The organism is Cobetia sp. 29-18-1 (assembly GCF_029846405.1).
Lineage (GTDB): Bacteria > Pseudomonadota > Gammaproteobacteria > Pseudomonadales > Halomonadaceae > Cobetia > Cobetia amphilecti.
Map to the genome: position 1 here is coordinate 130,537 of NZ_JARWKS010000005.1, position 18,311 is coordinate 148,847.

An 18,311-nucleotide genomic window follows, 5' to 3' on the forward strand; every position below is an offset into this window, starting at 1 on the left:
CCATTCGGCCGACTCCTCAACCTGCTCCTCAACCCGTCATCCCGAAGTTCGTGCCGTCAGGGAAAGCACTAGGTGGACAAGCGTGCAGCACGCAGACGACTCTCTCTACGCTTCGCTAATACTCCGAGTCTATGCCAGCCTGTGGTGCGGGTACCAAGGCTATTTTCTCGCCGACTCAACGCTTGGCTGCCATGGCCGCTTCCGAACCTGGCGACAGGCGGTGTATCCGCGGCCCGCGCCAGTACACGAGTGGCATCAAGGCGTGCGGAAGAGTAGGATAGGCGCCCGTTTCGCCCGGACCGGATCCCGGGCGCCGAATCCATCGGTCAAAGAAATTCTCCGTCATGACTCTCAACGTCCAGAATTCCGCTGTACCCGCTTCTGCCTCCTCTGCAGAGCGCCCCCGCGCCGTCGTCATCTACTCCGGTGGCATGGACTCCTACACTGTCCTGCACCAGGCGCTGAAGGAAGGCTTCGAGGTACATGCCCTCTCCTTCCATTATGGCCAACGTCACTCGCGTGAGCTCGACGTCGCACGCCAGGTCTGCGAGTCGCTGGGCGTCGCCCACGAAGTCGTCGACATTCGCGCCATCCATGGCCTGATCGACAACTCCGCGCTGACCAACAGTGACCAGGCGATGCCCAAGGCCGACTACGACGAGGCCTCCATGACCTCGACCGTAGTGCCCAACCGCAACATGATCCTGCTGTCACTGGCCATCGCCAAGGCCGTCAACATCGAGGCCGAGGTCTGCTTCTATGGTGCCCACGGTGGCGATCACGTGCTCTACCCGGATTGCCGTCCGGAATTCGTCGACAAGATGAACGCCGTCGCCGCGATCGCCAACTTCTCGCCGGTGGAGATTCGCGCGCCCTTCCTGCACGCGAGCAAGGACGAGATTCTTGCCGCCGGCATCGCCATGCAGCTCGATTATGCCCAGACCTGGACCTGCTACGAAGGCCGCGAACTGGCCTGCGGGGAATGCGGCAGCTGCCGTGAGCGTCTCGAGGCCTTCGCCGCCCATGGGCTGAGCGATCCGCTCGGTTACGAAACGACCGACTCGGCCAAGGGCGCAGGCACACTCTGATGTATACGGTAAAGGAAGCGTTCTACACCCTGCAGGGCGAAGGTGCTCGCGCAGGGCGCGCCAGCGTGTTCTGCCGCTTTGCCGGCTGCAATCTGTGGAGTGGCCGCGAGCAGGACCGCGACACCTCGGTCTGCCGCTTCTGCGACACCGATTTCGTCGGCACCAACGGCCAGAATGGCGGCAAGTTCCGCACCGCAAACGCGCTGGCGGACTTTTTGGCCAGCCTGTGGCCGGAGCACACCGGCATCGCCACGCCCTATGTGGTCTTCACTGGCGGTGAGCCGCTGTTGCAGCTCGACAGTGAGCTGGTGGACGCGATGCACGCCCGCGGCTTCGAGATCGCGGTGGAGACCAACGGCACCGTCGAGCCGCCTGCCGGCATCGACTGGCTGTGTGTCAGCCCCAAGGGCGCAAGCGAGCTGGTCCTCACCGGCGGCGATGAGCTCAAGCTCGTCTACCCGCAGCCGGAGGCCCTGCCGGAGCGCTTCGTCAGCCTGGACTTCGCGCACTTCTATCTGCAGCCACTGGATACCGCCGCCCTCGACGCCCTGCCCGCGCCTGCCGCGGCCCGCGAGCATTACCGCGAGGTGCTGGCGTCCGACACGCCGATGAATCAGTGCGTCAGCTACTGCATGCGCAATCCCCAGTGGCAGCTCTCGCTGCAGACTCACAAGATCAGTGGTATCGATTGATGACCGCAATGACTCCCAAGACCCTGTTCGTCAGGGCCCTCACCGCGGTGGATGCCTCGGTGTGGAGCAATACCCGCGGCCTGTTCGGCATCAGCCAGCACCTGGACCTGGAGCTGGACGGCGCCGTCGGCCATGACGGCATGCTGTTCGACTTCGGCGACGTCAAGCCGTGGGCCAAGCGCATGATCGATCAGGACGCCGATCACACCCTGATCGTGCCCAGTCAGGCCGAAGGCGTGAGCGTCACGGACTGCCCGGAAGGACTGTGCCTGCGCTTCACCCAGCCCTACGCCATGGAAGTGCGCGGCCCGCGTCAGGCCTTCTGCCTGCTGCCGGTGGCCGAGGTCACCACCGAGGTATTGGCCAACCACTTCGAGAAGCTGCTGACTCGCCGCCTGCCACCGCGCGTCGAGGCGCTGCGCGTGCGTCTGCGAGACGAGATCATCGACGGCGCCGCCTACACCTACAGTCATGGCCTGCGTCATCACAGTGGCAACTGCCAGCGTATCGCGCATGGGCATCGCTCGCCGCTGATCATCGAGCGCAATGGTGTGCAGGACACGGCGCTGGAAGCCGAATGGGCCGAGAAGCTCAACGACCGCTACCTGGCCGAGGAAGGCGATCTGATCGACCGCCCGGGACGTGAGCTGGTATTCAGCTATGAAGCGCCGCAGGGCAGGTTCCGCATCCGCCTGCCGCGCAAGCAGGTCTGGCTGCTGCCGACACCGACCACCATCGAGTGGATCGCCGACTGGCTGGCGCGCCAGATCGCCCTCGACAGCGGTGACAGCATCCGCGTCGAAGCCTACGAGGGCATCAACAAGGGCGCCATCGCGCGGCATACCCCGCAGACGGCGCGCGAGCCGCTCGTCCTTCCCGAGCACGAAGACACGTCCGCCACCTCATGACGCAGACCGCCGCCCCTTCTGCAGATGCTGCCGCTCCCGGCTGTCGTGCCGGTTGCGGCGGCTGCTGCATCGCCCCCTCGATCTCGAGCCCGATTCCCGGCATGCCCAATGGCAAGCCGGCGGGGGTGCGCTGCGTGCAGCTGGATGACGACAACCTGTGCAAGCTGTTCGGCACGCCGCAGCGCCCGGCGGTGTGCGGCGACTTCGATTTCGATCACGAGCTGTGTGGCGATTCCCGCGAAGAGGCCCTGCGCCTGATCGGCGAGTGGGAACGCCTGACGTGAAAGGCGCGCCCTGAGGCATACGCCTCAGCTCACTCGCCGAAGAAGTTGAAGGGCCTGGCGGCGCCGTCGCTGCGACAGGCCAGCAAGGCCGCATTCAACTGACGGGAATCCTCAAGCGGCAACGCAGCCACCATCCGTTCCTGCTCCTGGCCCTGCCCGCCCAGCGGTGCAATCAGCTCAAGCCGCGAATCCTCGCGCCAACTGGACGGCGCAAGCTCGGCACGCCCATTGGCGCGGTTATAGCTGCGCCAACCATCCTGGGTATGAAAGATGCCCTTGATGCGCCACTCACGCGGCAGGCCATCCAGCCACTGGGTCAGCTGATCGAGGTCGAAGACCTCGCTTGCGGCGATTCGCCAGCCCAGACTGGCATGCTCAAGCCCCTCGGCCTGTTCGATCACCGGTGCGCCGGGCAGCGGCATCACACCTGAGGCGGACGGCTCATCACTGGCCTGCGCCGCCAGACGCGCCCTATCCCGTGCAGCGCGATGGGCGGACGGCATGCTGATCTCGGGCTGGTCTTCACGCGCTGCGCTTACGTGCCCGCCGCCCGGGCACTGAGGCGCGCGTTCTGCTGACAGCAGCCAATCGATCAGTGCGACCTTCTGACCGGCCATGCGAGCCTGCGGCGGCTGGCTTTCGCCGTCGGCTCTGCCCAGTTCACCGACCCAGCGCTTGCGCGGCCACATCCCCGCCAGAAACTCATGCGCGGCCGCCAGCTGCTGCTCAGTCGCCAGATCACGCTTGCTGAGCACCACGCCGCCCGCCAGCGTCAACTGGTCCTGGAAGGTGCCGTGTTCGCGCGTGCGGGTATCGTCCAGTGCGCGCGGGTCCAGCAGGGTGATGACTTCCTCGAGCGCAAGCGCCGAGGCCAGCCCCTCACTGCGCAGCACATCGATCAGCCCCGCCGGATGGCCCAGCCCCGAGGGCTCGATGATCAGACGGTCAGGACGCGTCTGATGAATCAGGCTGACCAGCCCCGCCTGCAGCACGAAGGCCAGCTGACAGCACAGACACCCGCCGGGCAGCCCCTTGACGCTGACATCCTCGCGCCCGGCAAACAGTGCCTGATCGATCCCCACCTGCCCGAACTCATTGACCAGGATCGCCCAGTGCTCATCCGCCGGCTTGGCCGCGACCAATGCCTGGATGAAACTGCTCTTGCCCGTTCCCAGAAAGCCGGTGATCAGATGCACCGGAATCGGAGCTGGTTCCGTCGGGGCGTCGCCACTTCTGGCGCCGCGTGAAGCCACAGACATGCTGAAATCTCCGCAAGATGAAGGGCGTGCAAAAGGTTATAGAGTAACAAAAACCGGCCGGCGACGAAGTCTCGACAAGCGAATCCGGCTTTCTGGCGTGACGCGATCTGGCGGACGGCAAGCTGCAACAAGGGGGGAGACAAGGAGGGAGATACGCAAAACCCCTCGCCACCAGGGGTGACGAGGGGTTTGAGGCTGACACTCGAGTCTGACTGACGCGCGTGATCAGGCAGCGCGGGTCAGGATACGACGCGCCACATCCGGCGTGATATCGCCGTGCTCACCGATGGCGGTGAAGCCGTGACGGGTCAGATTGTCGACCAGCTGATCGATACTGTCGGCACTGATACCGGCTTCGCTCAACGACACCGGCGCGCCCAGACGAGTGAAGAACTCACGGGTCTTGTCGATGGCGGCGCGCGCGACGCTCTCTTCATCGCCCTCCAGCGCCCAGACGCGGCGACCGTATTGCGCCAGCTTGGCACGCTTGGCCTCGAACAGCTCTTCCCACAGCGCCGGCATCACGATGGTCAGGGTGCGACCATGATCGACACCGTGCAGTGCAGTGATCTCGTGACCGATCATGTGGGTGGCCCAGTCCTGCGGCACGCCACGCCCGATCAGGCCGTTGAGGCCCAGGTTGGCGGCCCACATGATGTTGGCGCGCACGGCCAGATCATCCGGCTGGCTCAGCACCTTGGGGCCTTCCTCGATCAGCGTCATCAGCAGCCCCTCGGAGAAGCGGTCCTGCACCGGCGCATTGACCGGATAGGTCAGGTACTGCTCGCTGACGTGGATGAAGGCATCGACGACGCCATTCACGCTCTGACGCTCCGGCAGGGTCAAGGTGGTGGCCGGGTCCAGCACCGCGAAGCGCGGGTAGGCCAGCTCACTGAACATCGGCAGCTTGTCGTGGGTCTCGTAGTTGGTGACCACGGCGTTGCCATTGGACTCGGAGCCGGTGGCCGGCAGTGTCAGCACCACGCCCAGCGGCAGCGCCGTCTCGGGGTGCTTGCCCTCGGCGAGAATCTCCCACGGATCACCGGCGTGACAGGCGGCGAGCGCGAGGAACTTGCTGCCATCGGCGACGCTGCCACCTCCGACCGCCAGCAGATAATCGATCTTCTCGCGCTTGATGACTTCCAGGGCTTCGAGCAGGGTGTGATAGCTCGGGTTCGGCTCGATGCCGCCGAAGCTCCACCACTGACGGCCTTCCAGTGCGGCTTCGATCTGATCCATCACGCCGTTGCGCTTGATTGACCCGCCACCGTAGGTGACCAGCACGCGGGCATCCGCCGGAATCTCGTCACGCACCTTGGCGATCTGGCCGGCACCGAAGTGCACGCGGGTCGGGTTCTGATAGGTAAAGTCCTGCATGATGCTCTCCTCGCGGAGTCAGGGGCGACACGGCTACATGAAGTGACAGGGCCGTGGTCAGGCGCCACCTGACACAGAGTGATATGTGGGCAAATGACAGAAAAGCGCGACGATGACGTCACCTGCCCACGAACGATGGTCTGCATTCTAGAGCAGTGACCAAGACCAAAGTAGAGCGCAGGCCGCACGTCTTTGGTTCGTGAGAGTCACCAATACTGACGACCAGTGATATTTGACGACCAGTAATGCGTGATGACCAGTAATATGTGATGAACAGGAATGCGTGATGACAAACGCCTGGCCACCCACGCAAAAGGCCCGCCGCAGCGAGCCTTTCGTGACTGCCTGAGCGCCGCGCATTCGCACGGCGCTCAGGTGTTCGGGTCTTCAGCAATACTGTCGCAGCTCTCAGCACTCAGTTCTAAGATCAGAGACGCACCAGCATCTTGCCCTTGTTGCCACCCGAGAACAGCTTGAGGAAGGCGTCCGGCGTCTGCTCGAGCCCTTCTTCCACCGTCTCTTCGTAGTCGATATCGCCCTTGGCGACCTGCGGCCCTACCTCTTCGAGGAAGCGGCTGAAGTTCTGCCAGTGATCGAAGACGATGAAGCCTTGCATGCGCGCACGGCGGATCAGGATCATCGAGATGTTCGAGGGGCCAGGCGCCGCCTCGGTATCGTTGTAGCTGGAGATCATGCCGCAGACGGCGATGCGTGCGCCGACATTCAGGTTGTTCAGCGCCGCCACCAGGCAATCACCGCCGACATTCTCGTAGTAGACATCGAAGCCGTCCGGGCAGACTTCCTTGAGCGCCTTCGTCAGCTGCTCGGCGTCCTTGCCCTTGTAGCTGACCGCCTTGACGCCCCGCGCTTCCAGCCAATCCAGCTTTTCCTGGCTGCCGGCGATGCCGACGACGGTGCCGCCCTTGGCCTTGGCCAGCTGGACGGCGAGCGAGCCGACCGCACCGGAGGCCGCGCTGACCAGCACGTTATCGCCCTCTTTCATCTCGGCGATGATGTTGAGGCCGGTCCAGGCGGTCATGCCCGGCATGCCCAGCACGCCCAGGTAGGCCTGCTCCGGCACATCGATGCTTGGCAGCGGTTCGACCTGGTCACCTGAGAGCTGTGCGATATCACGCCAGCCGCCCATGTGACGTACCTTGTCGCCGCTCTTGAAGCGAGAGTCACGTGACTCGATCACTTCACCGACGGCTGCGCCCTGCAGTGGCTCATTGAGCTCGAAGGGGTCGATATAGGTCTTCACGCCGCTCATGCGGCCACGCATGTAGGGATCCACGGACAGCCAGCTGTTGCGAATGCGCACCTCGCCTTCGCCGAGCTCGCTCAGCTCTTCCTCACGCAACTGGAACAGATCGCGCTCCGGGGTGCCTTTCGGATAGTCGGTGATCGTGTAATAGCGTGTCTGCATGCAATGCTCCTTGCGAATGATCTGGTCAAACGACATGTGATCAGAATCGCCATCAGGCCGCTGGCCCGTGGCCTCAACCCTGTGACGACTGGCCGCCGCAAGCGTTGCTCGGCGACGAAGTGCTTCCAGATTACGCGCGCTCCCGATATCACACCAATGACAGAAACTGAATCCCGGTATGCATGAGACTGATATCATGTGCGGTTGAAACTGCACGCTTTCATCCCAGTGACTGGGCCGCCTCGCTACCGGGAACCGCTTGCCATGCATCTGGCTGAACTTGCTCGCCATGATCTCAATACACTGGTCGCGCTGCATGCGCTGCTGGAAACCCGCAGCGTGTCGCGGGCCGCTGAGCGCCTCAACCTGAGCCAGCCTGCGGTGTCCCGCACCCTGGGCCGGCTGCGCGAGGCCTTCGATGACCCCCTGTTCGTGCGCGCACAACGCGGTCTGCGCCCCACCGCGCGCGCGGAGGCCCTCAGGCAGCCCCTCGCCCGCCTGCTGCAGGAGCTGGGCGCCCTGCTGGCACCGCCCGAGTTCTCGCCTGAAGATAGCCAGCGTCGCTTTCAGCTGGCCACCACCGATTACGGCATGCACGCCTTCGTGGCGCCCCAGATCGCCCCGCTGCACGAGCAGGCGCCCGGCATCCGTCTGGATATCCAGGCCTATGGCGGCAATGTCGAACAACAGCTGGAAGAAGGCGGGCCGGAGCTTGCGATGTGCGTGCCCACCGCCAGGGTGCCGGCCGGCGTGCATGGTCGCGAGATCGGGGATGACCAGTTCGTCTGCGTGATGCGCAAGGACCATCCGCTGGCAGCGAAGGAGACCTTGAGCCTGGAGGACTTCCTCGCCGCCAGTCACCAACTGATCAGCATGGGTGGCGATGAGCGAGGCGCGGTGGACCTCAAGCTGGCGGAACTGGGACTGAGTCGTCAGGTCGTCATGCGCCAGCCTCATTTTCTGGCCGCCTTCAGTGTCAGCTGCCACAGCGACCTGCTGCTGTGCGTGCCGGGCTGTCTGGCCATCAGCATGCTCGATCAGCTGCCGCTGGCCCTGCGTCCGCTGCCCATCACCCTCAATCGCTTCTCCTACTGGCTGGTGTGGCACGAACGCCTGCACCATGACGCCGGCCACCGCTGGCTGCGCCAGACGCTCTCCACGGGCATTCAGGCCCGTCACCGCGAACTCTCCCAGCGCCTGCGTCAGCGGCTGGGCTCGTGACTTGATACATGACTCGTGACCTGACACCAAGCTCGTGACCTGGCGCCACACCCGCACGCAGCCTCGCGGCCTGAGCTTCGATACCTGAGCGTCTGAGGCTTGAGCCCATTGGCCTGAACCAATGGCTTGAACCAAAAAAAGACCGCCACCCCAAGGGGTGACGGTCTCATTGGCAGGGAAAGCTGCCCACGCCAGTTGCCTGGCTCATTTGCGCTCGATCAGTTGCGCTCGATCTCGGCACGCTCACGCAGAGATTCCTGCAGGCCCGTGACAGCGGCCTGAGCACGCAGACGCTTGGCCAGACGCGAGAGGAACTGGTCCATCTCGCCCGGCTCGGCCTCGCCGATCTCGGTCAGGGCGATCAGCGCGATGCCACCACTGAGCGACGCCTTGCCATAGACCGGTTGGCCATCCTCCGGGTGCGCCAGCGTGAAGGCCTGCTTGACCAGACTCTGCGGCAGCTGGGTGCTGGCCTGACGGCTGACGTCGTCAGCCTGCTGCCAGTCGATCCCCTCGAGTGATCCGCCCTGGCGCAGCGTCTCCAGACGCTTCTCGGCCAGTGCCTCGAGTGCCTTGGAAGTCTTGTCGGCCTTGGCTTCGCGCTGAACCTGCTGCTTGACCTCATCCAGCGCCAGCGTGGTGGCCGGACGCTGCTCGAGAACGCGCAGCACCAGACGACGGCTGTCATCCAGTTCGATGACGTCACTGTTGTAGCCCTCTTCCAGCACTTCGTCACCGAAGGCTGCCGCCATCACACCCGGCTCGGACAGCAGTTCGTCATCGTTTTCCTGCGCGACCCAGTCGGTCTTCTTCAGCGGCAGGTCCAGATCCTCGGCGACGCTGGCCAGATCATCCGCCGCGAAGCTCTCGTCCTTCAGCTGCTGCGCCTTCTCGTTGAAGGTATCGCGGGAAGCGGCCTGACGGGCTTGCGTCAGCAGCTCGTCACGCATGTCCTCGAAGGGCGCGATGTCCAGACCGGTCACCTTGATCAGGTGCAGGCTGTCGCCGGTATCGACGATATCCGAGACCTGACCTTCATCCAGCGCGAAGGCCGCGTCATCGAAGTCTTCACCGAAGATACCGCGGGTGATCACGCCAAGCTCACCGCCGTCCTCGGCCGTGGAGCTGTCTTCGGAGACCTCGGCCGCCACCTTGGCGAAGTCTTCGCCGTTGGCGAGTGCGTCACGTGCGCCCTCGAGCTTGGCACGCGCCGCCGCATCATCGTCACCCTTCTCGACCATGATGTGCGCGATTTCCCGCGGCGCGTCGGCACGCTTGGCAGCATATTCGGCCTTGAGCGTGTCTTCGCTGATATCGCCACCGCTGGCCAGCTCGTTCTGGTCCAGCAGCACGTAGGCCAGCTTGACCTGTGCCGGGCGACGGTAGTTGTCCTGGTGGCTGTCATACCAGGCCTTGAGCTCGTCTTCGCTGACTGTCACCGGCGCATCGAGGTCCGCACTGCTCAGCGTGGCATAGCGGAAGGTGCGCGTCTGACGCTGCAGCTGGCTGAGCTTCTCTTCTTCGCCCGGCAGCACGAAGGCACTGGCGGCGAAGCCGTCGGTCAACTGCTGGCGCAGGGTGTCGCTGCTCAGCTGCTGGCGGAAGGAGGTGGGAGAGTAGCCGGCGCTGGCCAGACGATTGCGGAACAGGTCGGCATCGAAGCGTCCCTTGTCGTCCTGGAAGTCCGGAATGCTCACGATCAGTTGATCGAGCTGCGCATCGGACATGTGCAGGCCGCCTTCCTCGGCGTATTGATCCAGCAGGCGGGAATCGATCATCTGGTTGATGATCTGATTGCGTGCTTCGCGCTCCTGTTCCGGCGCTACCTGGCCAGAACGGATGGCACGCTGGACTTCGGTTTCCACCGCCTGACGGCTGATGGTATCGCCATTGACCGTGGCCACGTCGTCACTGCTGGCAGTGAAGGCGCCAATGATCGACTCAACACCAAAGAAGGCAAAGGTGACGACAATGAAACCAACGATCGTCTTGGCCACCCAGCCATGCGACCGGTCTCGAATTCGTTGCAGCATGCAGGCCTCGAACTACAGGGATTGGAATGGCCACAAGGGCCGCGACTCAGTGACTGATGATTATACGCATGCCGCAGACAGATGCAGGTGACTTTGCACGACTGACTGACTCGCCAGGGTCATCAAACGCTTGCGCCCTGCCGACATGGCCGGGTTCAGCCACAAAAAAAGCGCATCGCCAGGCGATGCGCTTCGATGTTCTGGTGCCGGTTCGGCAGTCATCAGACCACTCCCGAACCGGTACCGCGCCACCGGGTGCCTGCGAAGCAGGCAGACCTCAGTTGACGGCGTCTTTCAGTGCCTTGCCAGCCTTGAAGCTCGGCACCTTGGCAGCACTGATCTCGATCGGAGCGCCAGTCTGCGGGTTACGGCCAGTACGTGCAGCACGTTCCTTGACAATAAAGGTGCCGAACCCGACCAGTGCCACGGTCTCACCCTTCTTCAGGCTATCAGTGACGGTGTCGACCATCGCATCGAGTGCACGGCTAGCTGCTGCTTTCGGAATATCGGCAGATGCAGCAATGGCTTCGATCAGCTCGGATTTATTCACTCTTCACCCCTTGAATTTGCAAAAATTACCAGAAATCAGCGCGAAAATTACGGGTGCTAAACGCGATCGCGACGAAGCGGAGTTTATAGCAACGCCCTCAAACGACTGTCAAGCAACCTCACGCGCAAAACCGCACCACGCCGCCGTTTCGACAGCGGCATGGCCAAAAAAATCCCGTCAATGTGTACTGATCATTGTCTGACGACCACTGGCATCGTCTGAACGAGAATCGTCCTTCTCAGCAGTAGACTTTTCTGCTAGAGCCACCTCAAGCACTTCGTCGATCCAGCGCACCGGCCGAATATCGAGTGCATCCTTGATGGTGTCCGGAACCTCCTTGAGGTCACGGCGATTTTCCTCGGGAATCAGCACAAGCTTTATACCACCGCGTCGCGCCGCCAGCAATTTCTCCTTGAGGCCACCGATCGGCATGACTTCGCCGCGCAGGTTGACCTCACCGGTCATTGCCACGTCACAGCGCACGGGGCGTCCACAGTAAGCGGATACCATCGCGGTGACCATGGCAGCGCCCGCACTGGGGCCGTCCTTGGGCGTGGCGCCTTCCGGCACGTGAATGTGCAGGTCTTCCTTCTCGAAGCGCTCAGCCTCGATACCGAAGGCCTCGGCACGCGCACGCACCACGGTGTGGGCCGCACTCACCGATTCCTTCATGACGTCGCCCAGTGACCCGGTCTTGCTGACACGGCCCTTGCCCGGCGTGACGACAGACTCGATGGTCAGCAGCTCACCGCCGACGGAGGTCCAGGCCAGGCCGGTGACACGCCCGATCTGGTCCTCGGCATCGGCAAGGCCGAAGCTGTACTTGCGCACACCCGCGTAGTGTTCGACCTGCTCGGCCTCGAGGTGCATGGAGGACAGTGCACCCTCCTTTGCCTCGGCGACCACACGCTCACGCACGATCTTGCGGCAGACCTTGGCGAGCTGGCGCTCAAGTTCACGTACACCGGCTTCACGCGAGTAGTAACGGATCAGCTCGAGCACGGAGGCTTCGCTGAAGGTCAGCTCGCCCGGCTTCAGGCCATTGGCCTTGAGCTGCTTGGGCGCCAGGTAGCGCATCGCGATGGCCAGCTTCTCGTCTTCGGTGTAACCCGGCAGACGGATGATTTCCATGCGGTCGCGCAGCGGGCCCGGAATGTTCATCGAGTTGGACGTACAGATGAACAGGGTCTCGGACAGATCGTAATCAAGCTCGAGGTAGTGATCGGCGAACTTGTCGTTCTGCTCCGGGTCCAGCACCTCAAGCAGCGCCGAGGCCGGATCACCGCGGTGGTCCATGCCCAGCTTGTCGATCTCGTCGAGCAGCACCAGCGGATTCTTCACGCCCGTCTTGGCCATGCGCTGGATGATCTTGCCCGGCAGTGCCCCGATATAGGTGCGGCGGTGACCGCGGATCTCGGACTCATCGCGCACGCCGCCCAGCGCCATACGGGTATACTGGCGGTTGGTGGCACGTGCGATGGACTTGCCCAGCGAGGTCTTGCCGACACCCGGCGGACCGACCAGACACAGCACCGGCCCCTTGAGCTTCTTGACGCGCTTCTGCACGGCGAGATACTCGAGGATGCGTTCCTTGACCTCATCCAGACCGTAGTGGTCCTCGTCCAGCACCTTGGCGGCGTGGTCGATGTCATGACGCACACGCGTGCGCTTCTTCCACGGCACGTCGCACAGCCAGTCCAGGTAGGTGCGCACCACGGTCGCCTCGGCAGAAGTCGGCCCCATCATCTTGAGCTTGTTGAGCTCCTGGGTGGCCTTCTCCTCTGCCTCCTTCGGCATGCCGGCGTCCTTGATGCGACGCTCGTACTGCTCGACCTCGTTGGGCACGTCATCCAGCTCACCCATTTCCTTCTGGATGGCCTTCATCTGCTCATTGAGGTAGTACTCGCGCTGCGACTTCTCCATCTGCTCCTTGACGCGGGTACGAATGCGCTTCTCGACCTGCAACAGGTCGATCTCCGCTTCGATCAGCGTCATCAGGTGCTCGATGCGGTCACGCACCTTGTCCATCTCGAGCAGCGCCTGCTTGTCATTGATGCCCAGCGACAGATGCGCGCTGATGGTGTCCACCAGACGGCTCGGGTCTTCAATGCCCTGCAGGCTGCCCAGCACTTCGTTGGGCACCTTCTTGGAAAGCTTCACATACTGCTCGAACTGGTTGAGCAGCACGCGCACCAGGGTTTCCTGCTCTCGCTCGGACAGCGGCTGGCTGTCACGCAGCGCGACGTCGGCGATGCTGTGGCCGTCGTCGTGCAGGCGAATCGCCTGGATATCGGCGCGCGAACTGCCCTCGATCAGCACCTTGACGGTGCCATCAGGGAGTTTGAGCAGCTGCATGATGTCGGCAACGGTGCCGATGGCGAACAGGTCTTCCGCCGTCGGGTCGTCCTGGCTGGCTTCACGCTGCGCCGCAAGCAGGATCTTCTTGTCGCCTTCCATGGCCACTTCGAGGGCCTGGATCGACTTTTCCCGGCCGACGAACAGCGGAATCACCATCTGGGGATAGACCACCACATCCCGCAGCGGCAGCAGCGGAAGTGTCAGGGTCTGATCTTCGTTCTGCTCCATGGCAGACGTTCCTCGGTATTCTGTGGGTGGGCCGCCTCACACGGCACTTTGATACTGAGACCATGGGGGCAAGGTCATGATTTTGCAATGATCCCGACACGCCTGGCGGTAACTCAACGCTGAATGAAGCCGTGCGTGACCCGCGAATGCATCACAGTAAGGATGGCTTGTGAGCGCAAACGCAACGGGGGGCCTTGCGGCCCCCCGTTGGTGCGACTCAGGCCCGGACGTTTCAGCCGTCCTTGCCGGCCACCTTGCCCTGACTCTCTTCGTTCTTGGAGTAGATCAGCAGCGGCTTGCTGTCGCCGGCAATCACCGACTCATCCACCACCACCTTGCTGACACTCTCCTCGGACGGGATGTCATACATGGTGTCGAGCAGCACGGACTCGAGGATCGAGCGCAGACCACGTGCGCCGGTACGACGCTCGATGGCCTTGCGAGCCACGGCACGCAGCGCATCTTCGCGCAGGTCCAGCTCGACATCTTCCATCTCGAACAGGCGCGAGTACTGCTTGACCAGCGAGTTCTTCGGCTCGGTCAGAATCTGCACCAGGGCATCTTCGTCCAGCTCAGTCAATGTCGCGATGACCGGCAGGCGGCCAACGAACTCGGGAATGAGACCGAACTTGACCAGATCACCCGGCTCGACGTCTGCCAGCACGCGACCCACGGTCTTCTCGTCCTGCTTGCTCTTGACCTCGGCATTGAAGCCGATGCCACCCTTCTCGGCGCGTTCGCGGATCACCTTGTCCAGCCCGGCGAAAGCACCGCCGACGATGAACAGGATGTTGCCGGTATTCACCTGCAGGAATTCCTGCTGAGGGTGCTTGCGACCGCCCTGCGGCGGCACCGAGGCAGTGGTGCCCTCGATCAGCTTGAGCAGTGCCTGCTGCACGCCTTCACCCGAGACATCACGCGTGATGGAGGGGTTGTCGGACTTGCGTGAGATCTTGTCGATCTCATCGATGTAGACAATGCCACGCTCGGCCTTCTCGACATCGTAATCGCATTTCTGCAGCAGCTTCTGGATGATGTTCTCGACATCCTCACCGACATAGCCCGCTTCGGTCAGGGTGGTCGCATCCGCGATGGTGAACGGGACGTTCAACAGGCGCGCCAGCGTCTCGGCCAGCAACGTCTTGCCGCTACCGGTCGGGCCGATGAGCAGGATGTTGGACTTGCCCAGCTCCACTTCATCCGCGGCCTTCTGACCGGCACGCAGACGCTTGTAGTGGTTGTACACCGCCACGGACAGCACACGCTTGGCGCGGTCCTGGCCGATCACGTAATCGTCGAGAGTGGAACGAATCTCACGCGGCGCCGGCAGGCGATCATCATCACCTTCGGCGTCGGCTTCGAGGACCTCTTCGCGAATGATGTCATTGCACAGATCGACACATTCGTCGCAGATGTAGACGGAAGGTCCCGCGATCAGCTTGCGCACTTCATTCTGGTTCTTGCCACAGAAGGAGCAGTACAGCAGTTTGCCGTTCTCGTCCTTGCCTTTGCCGTCAGCCATTCGCGTACCTCTCAATGGCGGCGACTCCCCGGGGAGCCGCCGGAAATGCATGTTTGCCGACGTCAGGTCAGCCGTTTACGCGGATCACTCCACGTCGGGACGGCGTTCCAGCACGGCATCGATCAGGCCGTACTCCACTGCCTGATTGGCCGCCATGAAGTTGTCACGGTCGGTATCATTGGCAATGGTGTCGAAGTCCTGGCCAGTGTGGTGCGCGAGAATGCGATTGAGCTTCTCACGGATGGTCAGGATTTCCTTGGTGTGAATCTCGATATCCGTGGCCTGACCCTGATAGCCGCCCAGCGGCTGGTGGATCATGACGCGGGAATTCGGCAGCGCGTAGCGCTTGCCGGCGGCACCGCCTGCCAGCAGCAAGGCACCCATGCTGGCTGCCTGGCCGATGCACACGGTGGACACGTCGGGCTTGATGAACTGCATGGTGTCGTAGATCGCCATCCCTGCAGTCACGGAGCCACCCGGCGAGTTGATGTACAGATGGATGTCCTTGTCCGGGTTTTCAGACTCGAGGAACAACAGCTGAGCCACGACCAGATTGGCCATGTAATCCTCAACCGGACCCACAAGGAAGATCACCCGTTCCTTCAGCAGGCGGGAATAGATGTCATAGGCCCGTTCGCCGCGAGCATTCTGCTCGACAACCATCGGAACCAGACCGCCAGCATTCTTGATGTCGAAGTCGTTCATGGGGGCTTCCTTCATCCGATGACATTGATATCCATTGAGCATGCCACTTTACCCCGCCCACTGACCAGAGACCCGGCCGTAGCCGGGTCCTGGTCTAGCAAGCACTAGGGGTCAACCAAGCTTCAGGCTTGCTCGCCTTCGGCTTCAGCAGACTCTTCTTCTGCTTCTTCCTGCTGCTGTGCAGCCTGCAGGGCTTCCTGGTAGGACATGGCAACGTCCTTAACCTGAGCCTGTGCCAGCAGCTTGTCAACGGCCTTCTCTTCAAGCAGCACGGACTTGAGCTGGTTGCGAGCCTGTTCGTTGGAACCATAGTACTCGGTGACCTGAGCCGGGTCCTGGTACTGCTGAGCCATTTCTTCAACGCGAGCATTCAGCTCTTCGTCGCTGACGTCCATCTCGTTGCTGCTGACGACTTCGCTGAGCAGCAGGCCAGTCTTGACGCGCTGGACCGCCTGGTCCTGGAACAGCTCGCCCGGCAGCTGGGAGACGTCGAAGTCTTCGCCCAGACCGAACTGCTGTGCAGCCTGACGCTTCAGACCGTCGATTTCCTGGTCGGCCAGAGCCTGCGGCACGAGGATGTCGTTGGCCTTGGTCAGTTCGGCCAGCACCTGCTGCTTGACGCGATTCTCGATCGCGTTCTTCAGCTCACGCTGCATGTTCTTCTTCACTTCCACCTTGAAGCTTTCGACATCGGCAGCTTCCAGGCCGAACTGGGCGATGAACTCTTCGTTCACTTCCGGCAGTTCCTGAGCCTTGACGGCGTGGACCTTGACCTTGAAGGTCGCTTCCTGACCGGCGAGGTGCTCGGCCTGGTAGTCAGCCGGGAAGGAAACCTTGATTTCCTTGTCGTCGCCGGCAGCAGCGCCGACCAGCTGCTCTTCGAAGCCCGGGATGAAGCTGTTGGAGCCCAGCACCAGCTCGTGGCCTTCTGCCTTGCCGCCTTCGAAGGCCTCTTCACCGAGGAAGCCTTCAAAGTCGATCTTGACCTGGTCGCCGTCAGCGGCAGCGCGCTCGACGTCGGTCCAGGAGGCGTTCTGCTTGCGCAGGGTCTCGATCATCTCTTCGACGTCGGCATCGGTCACTTCAGCCTGCGGACGCTCGATTTCAGCGCCTTCGATCGGCTTCAGTTCGATTTCCGGGTAGATTTCCAGAGTCGCGACGAACTCCAGATCCTTGCCGGCTTCATCGACGGTCGCGTCGATCTTCGGCCAGCCAGCCGGGTTCAGTTCGTTTTCGGTGACGGCGGTCACGTAATGCTGGCGCATGATCTCGCCAACGATTTCGTTGCGCACGTCCTTGCCGTAACGCTGTTGCACCACTGCCATCGGCACGTGGCCCTTGCGGAAGCCGTTCAGACGAACGGTCTTGGCGGTTTCCAGAAGACGGGCGTTGACGGCCTGGTCGACTTCAGAAGCCGGCACCGTGATGGTGACCGTGCGCTCGATCGGAGAAGTCGTTGCGACAGAAGCTTGCATGAAAGTTCCTCTACCCACTGGTGGCGTTCGAATCATAAAGGCGAAGATTGTAGAAACCCCGCCACGCGCTGGCAAGCGCGGATATGACCCTTTCATATGGTGCCTTGGTCCAAGTTATTCAAGGACCCCGGCCATTTTCTGCTCCACCTACCCGCCAGACAGGCACCTGGAGCGCCCGGCAACCCGGAATCGTCATGCATGGAGCAGTGCGAAAAAACCAAAAAAAAGGAGGAGAAAGCCATTGGCCTTCTCCCCCTTTTGCGGCATGCCGCCCGCCCAAGTGGGCCAGGCAGCATCCTGATATTCATCGAGACGTGGGGTGGATGATGGGGTTCGAACCCACGACCACCGGAGTCACAATCCGGGGCTCTACCACTGAGCTACACCCACCACTTCTGGAGGTTGGACAGAAAGCCTGCCGTCTCCATCTCGTTGATACTGCTCAAGCTGACATGCAATGGGGTGGATGATGGGGTTCGAACCCACGACCACCGGAGTCACAATCCGGGGCTCTACCACTGAGCTACACCCACCACTGCATGAACATCTTCACATCGTCTGGTCGCAGTCATCAGGCTCAATGAAGAGCATTCCGACATCCACTTCGATAACGAATCGCTATCTCGATGGCACGCCCAGCAGGACTCGAACCTGCAACCTACGGCTTAGAAGGCCGTTGCTCTATCCGGTTGAGCTATAGGCGCAGAAACTAATGCTGCGAGTCAACCTCCGGACAAAGCCCTGAATACTGTTCCAGAAGACCGAAGCCTTGCGATACGTTGTATTCAAGTGGTCGGGATAGAGGGATTCGAACCCCCGACATCCTGCTCCCAAAGCAGGCGCGCTACCAGACTGCGCTATATCCCGAAACCGTCTTCAACCGACCGTCGAACCCCGTCGATGCGAGGCGTATTCTACCGAACTTTCGTCTGTGGTCAAGCCCTTACGTGAATTCTTTCCAAAAGATTCGCTTGCCCCTCGCGCTGTCATGCCAATGTCATGTCGCGGGCTTTCATCCCTGCAGCCCCCAACATCTCTCCTTGCTGATACAAGACGCCTTACCTGTCATCGCTTCTGCCACTGACGCAGTGATGACTTGCGACGGCTGAGCGCCGCCGGTGGACTGACTATCGTCTTCGCGCCTTCTGCCTCTCTGCGATCCGCCCTCTCCCATCTGCCCCACCC

Annotated in this window: 14 protein-coding genes and 4 tRNA genes; 5 read left to right on the forward strand and 13 right to left on the reverse strand. The window is 62.3% G+C overall.

Annotated features, from left to right (window positions below):
* Positions 1-344: 344 nt before the first annotated feature.
* From queC to QD208_RS05715, 4 genes are read left to right on the forward strand one after another with little or no spacing between them, the layout of a single operon-like run.
* The gene (gene queC / locus QD208_RS05700) at positions 345-1,088 is read left to right on the forward strand and encodes a 7-cyano-7-deazaguanine synthase QueC (protein ID WP_043331289.1); all 744 of its coding nucleotides are present in this window, start codon (positions 345-347) and stop codon (positions 1,086-1,088) included.
* On the forward strand, positions 1,088-1,780 hold the full coding sequence (gene queE, locus QD208_RS05705; RefSeq protein WP_107336280.1) for a 7-carboxy-7-deazaguanine synthase: 693 nt from the start codon (positions 1,088-1,090) through the stop codon (positions 1,778-1,780). Before queC ends, queE begins: the two co-directional genes overlap by 1 nt.
* Before the next feature lie 8 nt (positions 1,781-1,788).
* Positions 1,789-2,688, forward strand: coding sequence for a 6-carboxytetrahydropterin synthase (locus tag QD208_RS05710; protein ID WP_279836102.1), 900 nt, complete (start codon positions 1,789-1,791; stop codon positions 2,686-2,688).
* Positions 2,685-2,972 (forward strand): YkgJ family cysteine cluster protein, encoded by a 288-nt coding sequence (locus QD208_RS05715; RefSeq protein WP_153636279.1) that lies wholly within the window; start codon positions 2,685-2,687, stop codon positions 2,970-2,972. The genes QD208_RS05710 and QD208_RS05715 overlap by 4 nt, the downstream gene beginning before the upstream one ends.
* 29 nt (positions 2,973-3,001) lie before the next feature.
* Here the strand turns inward: QD208_RS05715 and QD208_RS05720 are convergent, their stop codons facing one another.
* From QD208_RS05720 to QD208_RS05730, 3 genes are all read right to left on the reverse strand, one after another.
* Entirely contained in the window at positions 3,002-4,231 is a 1,230-nt protein-coding gene (locus QD208_RS05720) for a GTP-binding protein (protein ID WP_279836104.1), read from the reverse strand.
* A 225-nt stretch (positions 4,232-4,456) separates the two neighbouring features.
* Complete coding sequence (locus QD208_RS05725; RefSeq protein ID WP_107336276.1) at positions 4,457-5,608, reverse strand: iron-containing alcohol dehydrogenase; 1,152 nt, start codon at positions 5,606-5,608, stop codon at positions 4,457-4,459.
* A 427-nt stretch (positions 5,609-6,035) separates the two neighbouring features.
* Positions 6,036-7,034, reverse strand: a complete 999-nt coding sequence (locus QD208_RS05730) for an NADP-dependent oxidoreductase (RefSeq protein ID WP_153636281.1) — start codon at positions 7,032-7,034, stop codon at positions 6,036-6,038.
* Positions 7,035-7,298: 264 nt separating this feature from the next.
* Between QD208_RS05730 and QD208_RS05735 the strand changes: the two genes are divergently transcribed.
* Positions 7,299-8,255: a LysR family transcriptional regulator gene (locus QD208_RS05735; protein WP_052384231.1), complete on the forward strand. Its 957-nt coding sequence runs from the start codon at positions 7,299-7,301 to the stop codon at positions 8,253-8,255.
* A 218-nt stretch (positions 8,256-8,473) separates the two neighbouring features.
* Here QD208_RS05735 and QD208_RS05740 read toward each other — a convergent pair whose 3' ends face one another.
* The 10 genes from QD208_RS05740 to QD208_RS05785 form a co-directional block, all read right to left on the reverse strand.
* A complete protein-coding gene (locus QD208_RS05740; RefSeq protein WP_153636282.1) occupies positions 8,474-10,288 on the reverse strand; it encodes a SurA N-terminal domain-containing protein in 1,815 nt (604 codons plus the stop codon).
* Between the two features lie 277 nt (positions 10,289-10,565).
* Complete coding sequence (locus tag QD208_RS05745) at positions 10,566-10,838, reverse strand: HU family DNA-binding protein (protein WP_043331296.1); 273 nt, start codon at positions 10,836-10,838, stop codon at positions 10,566-10,568.
* Positions 10,839-11,015: 177 nt separating this feature from the next.
* Positions 11,016-13,424, reverse strand: a complete 2,409-nt coding sequence (gene lon, locus QD208_RS05750) for an endopeptidase La (RefSeq protein WP_107336273.1) — start codon at positions 13,422-13,424, stop codon at positions 11,016-11,018.
* Positions 13,425-13,656: 232 nt separating this feature from the next.
* A complete protein-coding gene (gene clpX / locus QD208_RS05755; protein WP_043331299.1) occupies positions 13,657-14,946 on the reverse strand; it encodes an ATP-dependent Clp protease ATP-binding subunit ClpX in 1,290 nt (429 codons plus the stop codon).
* A gap of 84 nt (positions 14,947-15,030) precedes the next feature.
* Positions 15,031-15,651: an ATP-dependent Clp endopeptidase proteolytic subunit ClpP gene (gene clpP / locus QD208_RS05760; protein ID WP_043331300.1), complete on the reverse strand. Its 621-nt coding sequence runs from the start codon at positions 15,649-15,651 to the stop codon at positions 15,031-15,033.
* 122 nt (positions 15,652-15,773) lie between these two features.
* Positions 15,774-17,126 carry a trigger factor gene (tig, locus tag QD208_RS05765; RefSeq protein WP_153636283.1) on the reverse strand — a complete coding sequence of 451 codons (1,353 nt, stop codon included), beginning with the start codon at positions 17,124-17,126 and terminating at the stop codon, positions 15,774-15,776.
* A gap of 315 nt (positions 17,127-17,441) precedes the next feature.
* Positions 17,442-17,516: transfer RNA gene (locus tag QD208_RS05770), tRNA-His, on the reverse strand.
* 68 nt (positions 17,517-17,584) lie between these two features.
* Positions 17,585-17,659 (reverse strand) — tRNA-His (locus QD208_RS05775).
* 94 nt (positions 17,660-17,753) lie between these two features.
* Positions 17,754-17,830: transfer RNA gene (locus QD208_RS05780), tRNA-Arg, on the reverse strand.
* A gap of 86 nt (positions 17,831-17,916) precedes the next feature.
* Positions 17,917-17,993: transfer RNA gene (locus tag QD208_RS05785), tRNA-Pro, on the reverse strand.
* Positions 17,994-18,311: the final 318 nt, after the last annotated feature.

Coding starts and splice junctions, on each gene's coding strand:
- queC (WP_043331289.1), top strand. CDS start 345: ATGACTCTCAACGTCCAGAATTCCGCTGTACCCGCTTCTGCCTCCTCT.
- queE (WP_107336280.1), top strand. CDS start 1,088: ATGTATACGGTAAAGGAAGCGTTCTACACCCTGCAGGGCGAAGGTGCT.
- QD208_RS05710 (WP_279836102.1), top strand. CDS start 1,789: ATGACTCCCAAGACCCTGTTCGTCAGGGCCCTCACCGCGGTGGATGCC.
- QD208_RS05715 (WP_153636279.1), top strand. CDS start 2,685: ATGACGCAGACCGCCGCCCCTTCTGCAGATGCTGCCGCTCCCGGCTGT.
- QD208_RS05720 (WP_279836104.1), bottom strand. CDS start 4,231: ATGTCTGTGGCTTCACGCGGCGCCAGAAGTGGCGACGCCCCGACGGAA.
- QD208_RS05725 (WP_107336276.1), bottom strand. CDS start 5,608: ATGCAGGACTTTACCTATCAGAACCCGACCCGCGTGCACTTCGGTGCC.
- QD208_RS05730 (WP_153636281.1), bottom strand. CDS start 7,034: ATGCAGACACGCTATTACACGATCACCGACTATCCGAAAGGCACCCCG.
- QD208_RS05735 (WP_052384231.1), top strand. CDS start 7,299: ATGCATCTGGCTGAACTTGCTCGCCATGATCTCAATACACTGGTCGCG.
- QD208_RS05740 (WP_153636282.1), bottom strand. CDS start 10,288: ATGCTGCAACGAATTCGAGACCGGTCGCATGGCTGGGTGGCCAAGACG.
- lon (WP_107336273.1), bottom strand. CDS start 13,424: ATGGAGCAGAACGAAGATCAGACCCTGACACTTCCGCTGCTGCCGCTG.
- clpX (WP_043331299.1), bottom strand. CDS start 14,946: ATGGCTGACGGCAAAGGCAAGGACGAGAACGGCAAACTGCTGTACTGC.
- clpP (WP_043331300.1), bottom strand. CDS start 15,651: ATGAACGACTTCGACATCAAGAATGCTGGCGGTCTGGTTCCGATGGTT.
- tig (WP_153636283.1), bottom strand. CDS start 17,126: ATGCAAGCTTCTGTCGCAACGACTTCTCCGATCGAGCGCACGGTCACC.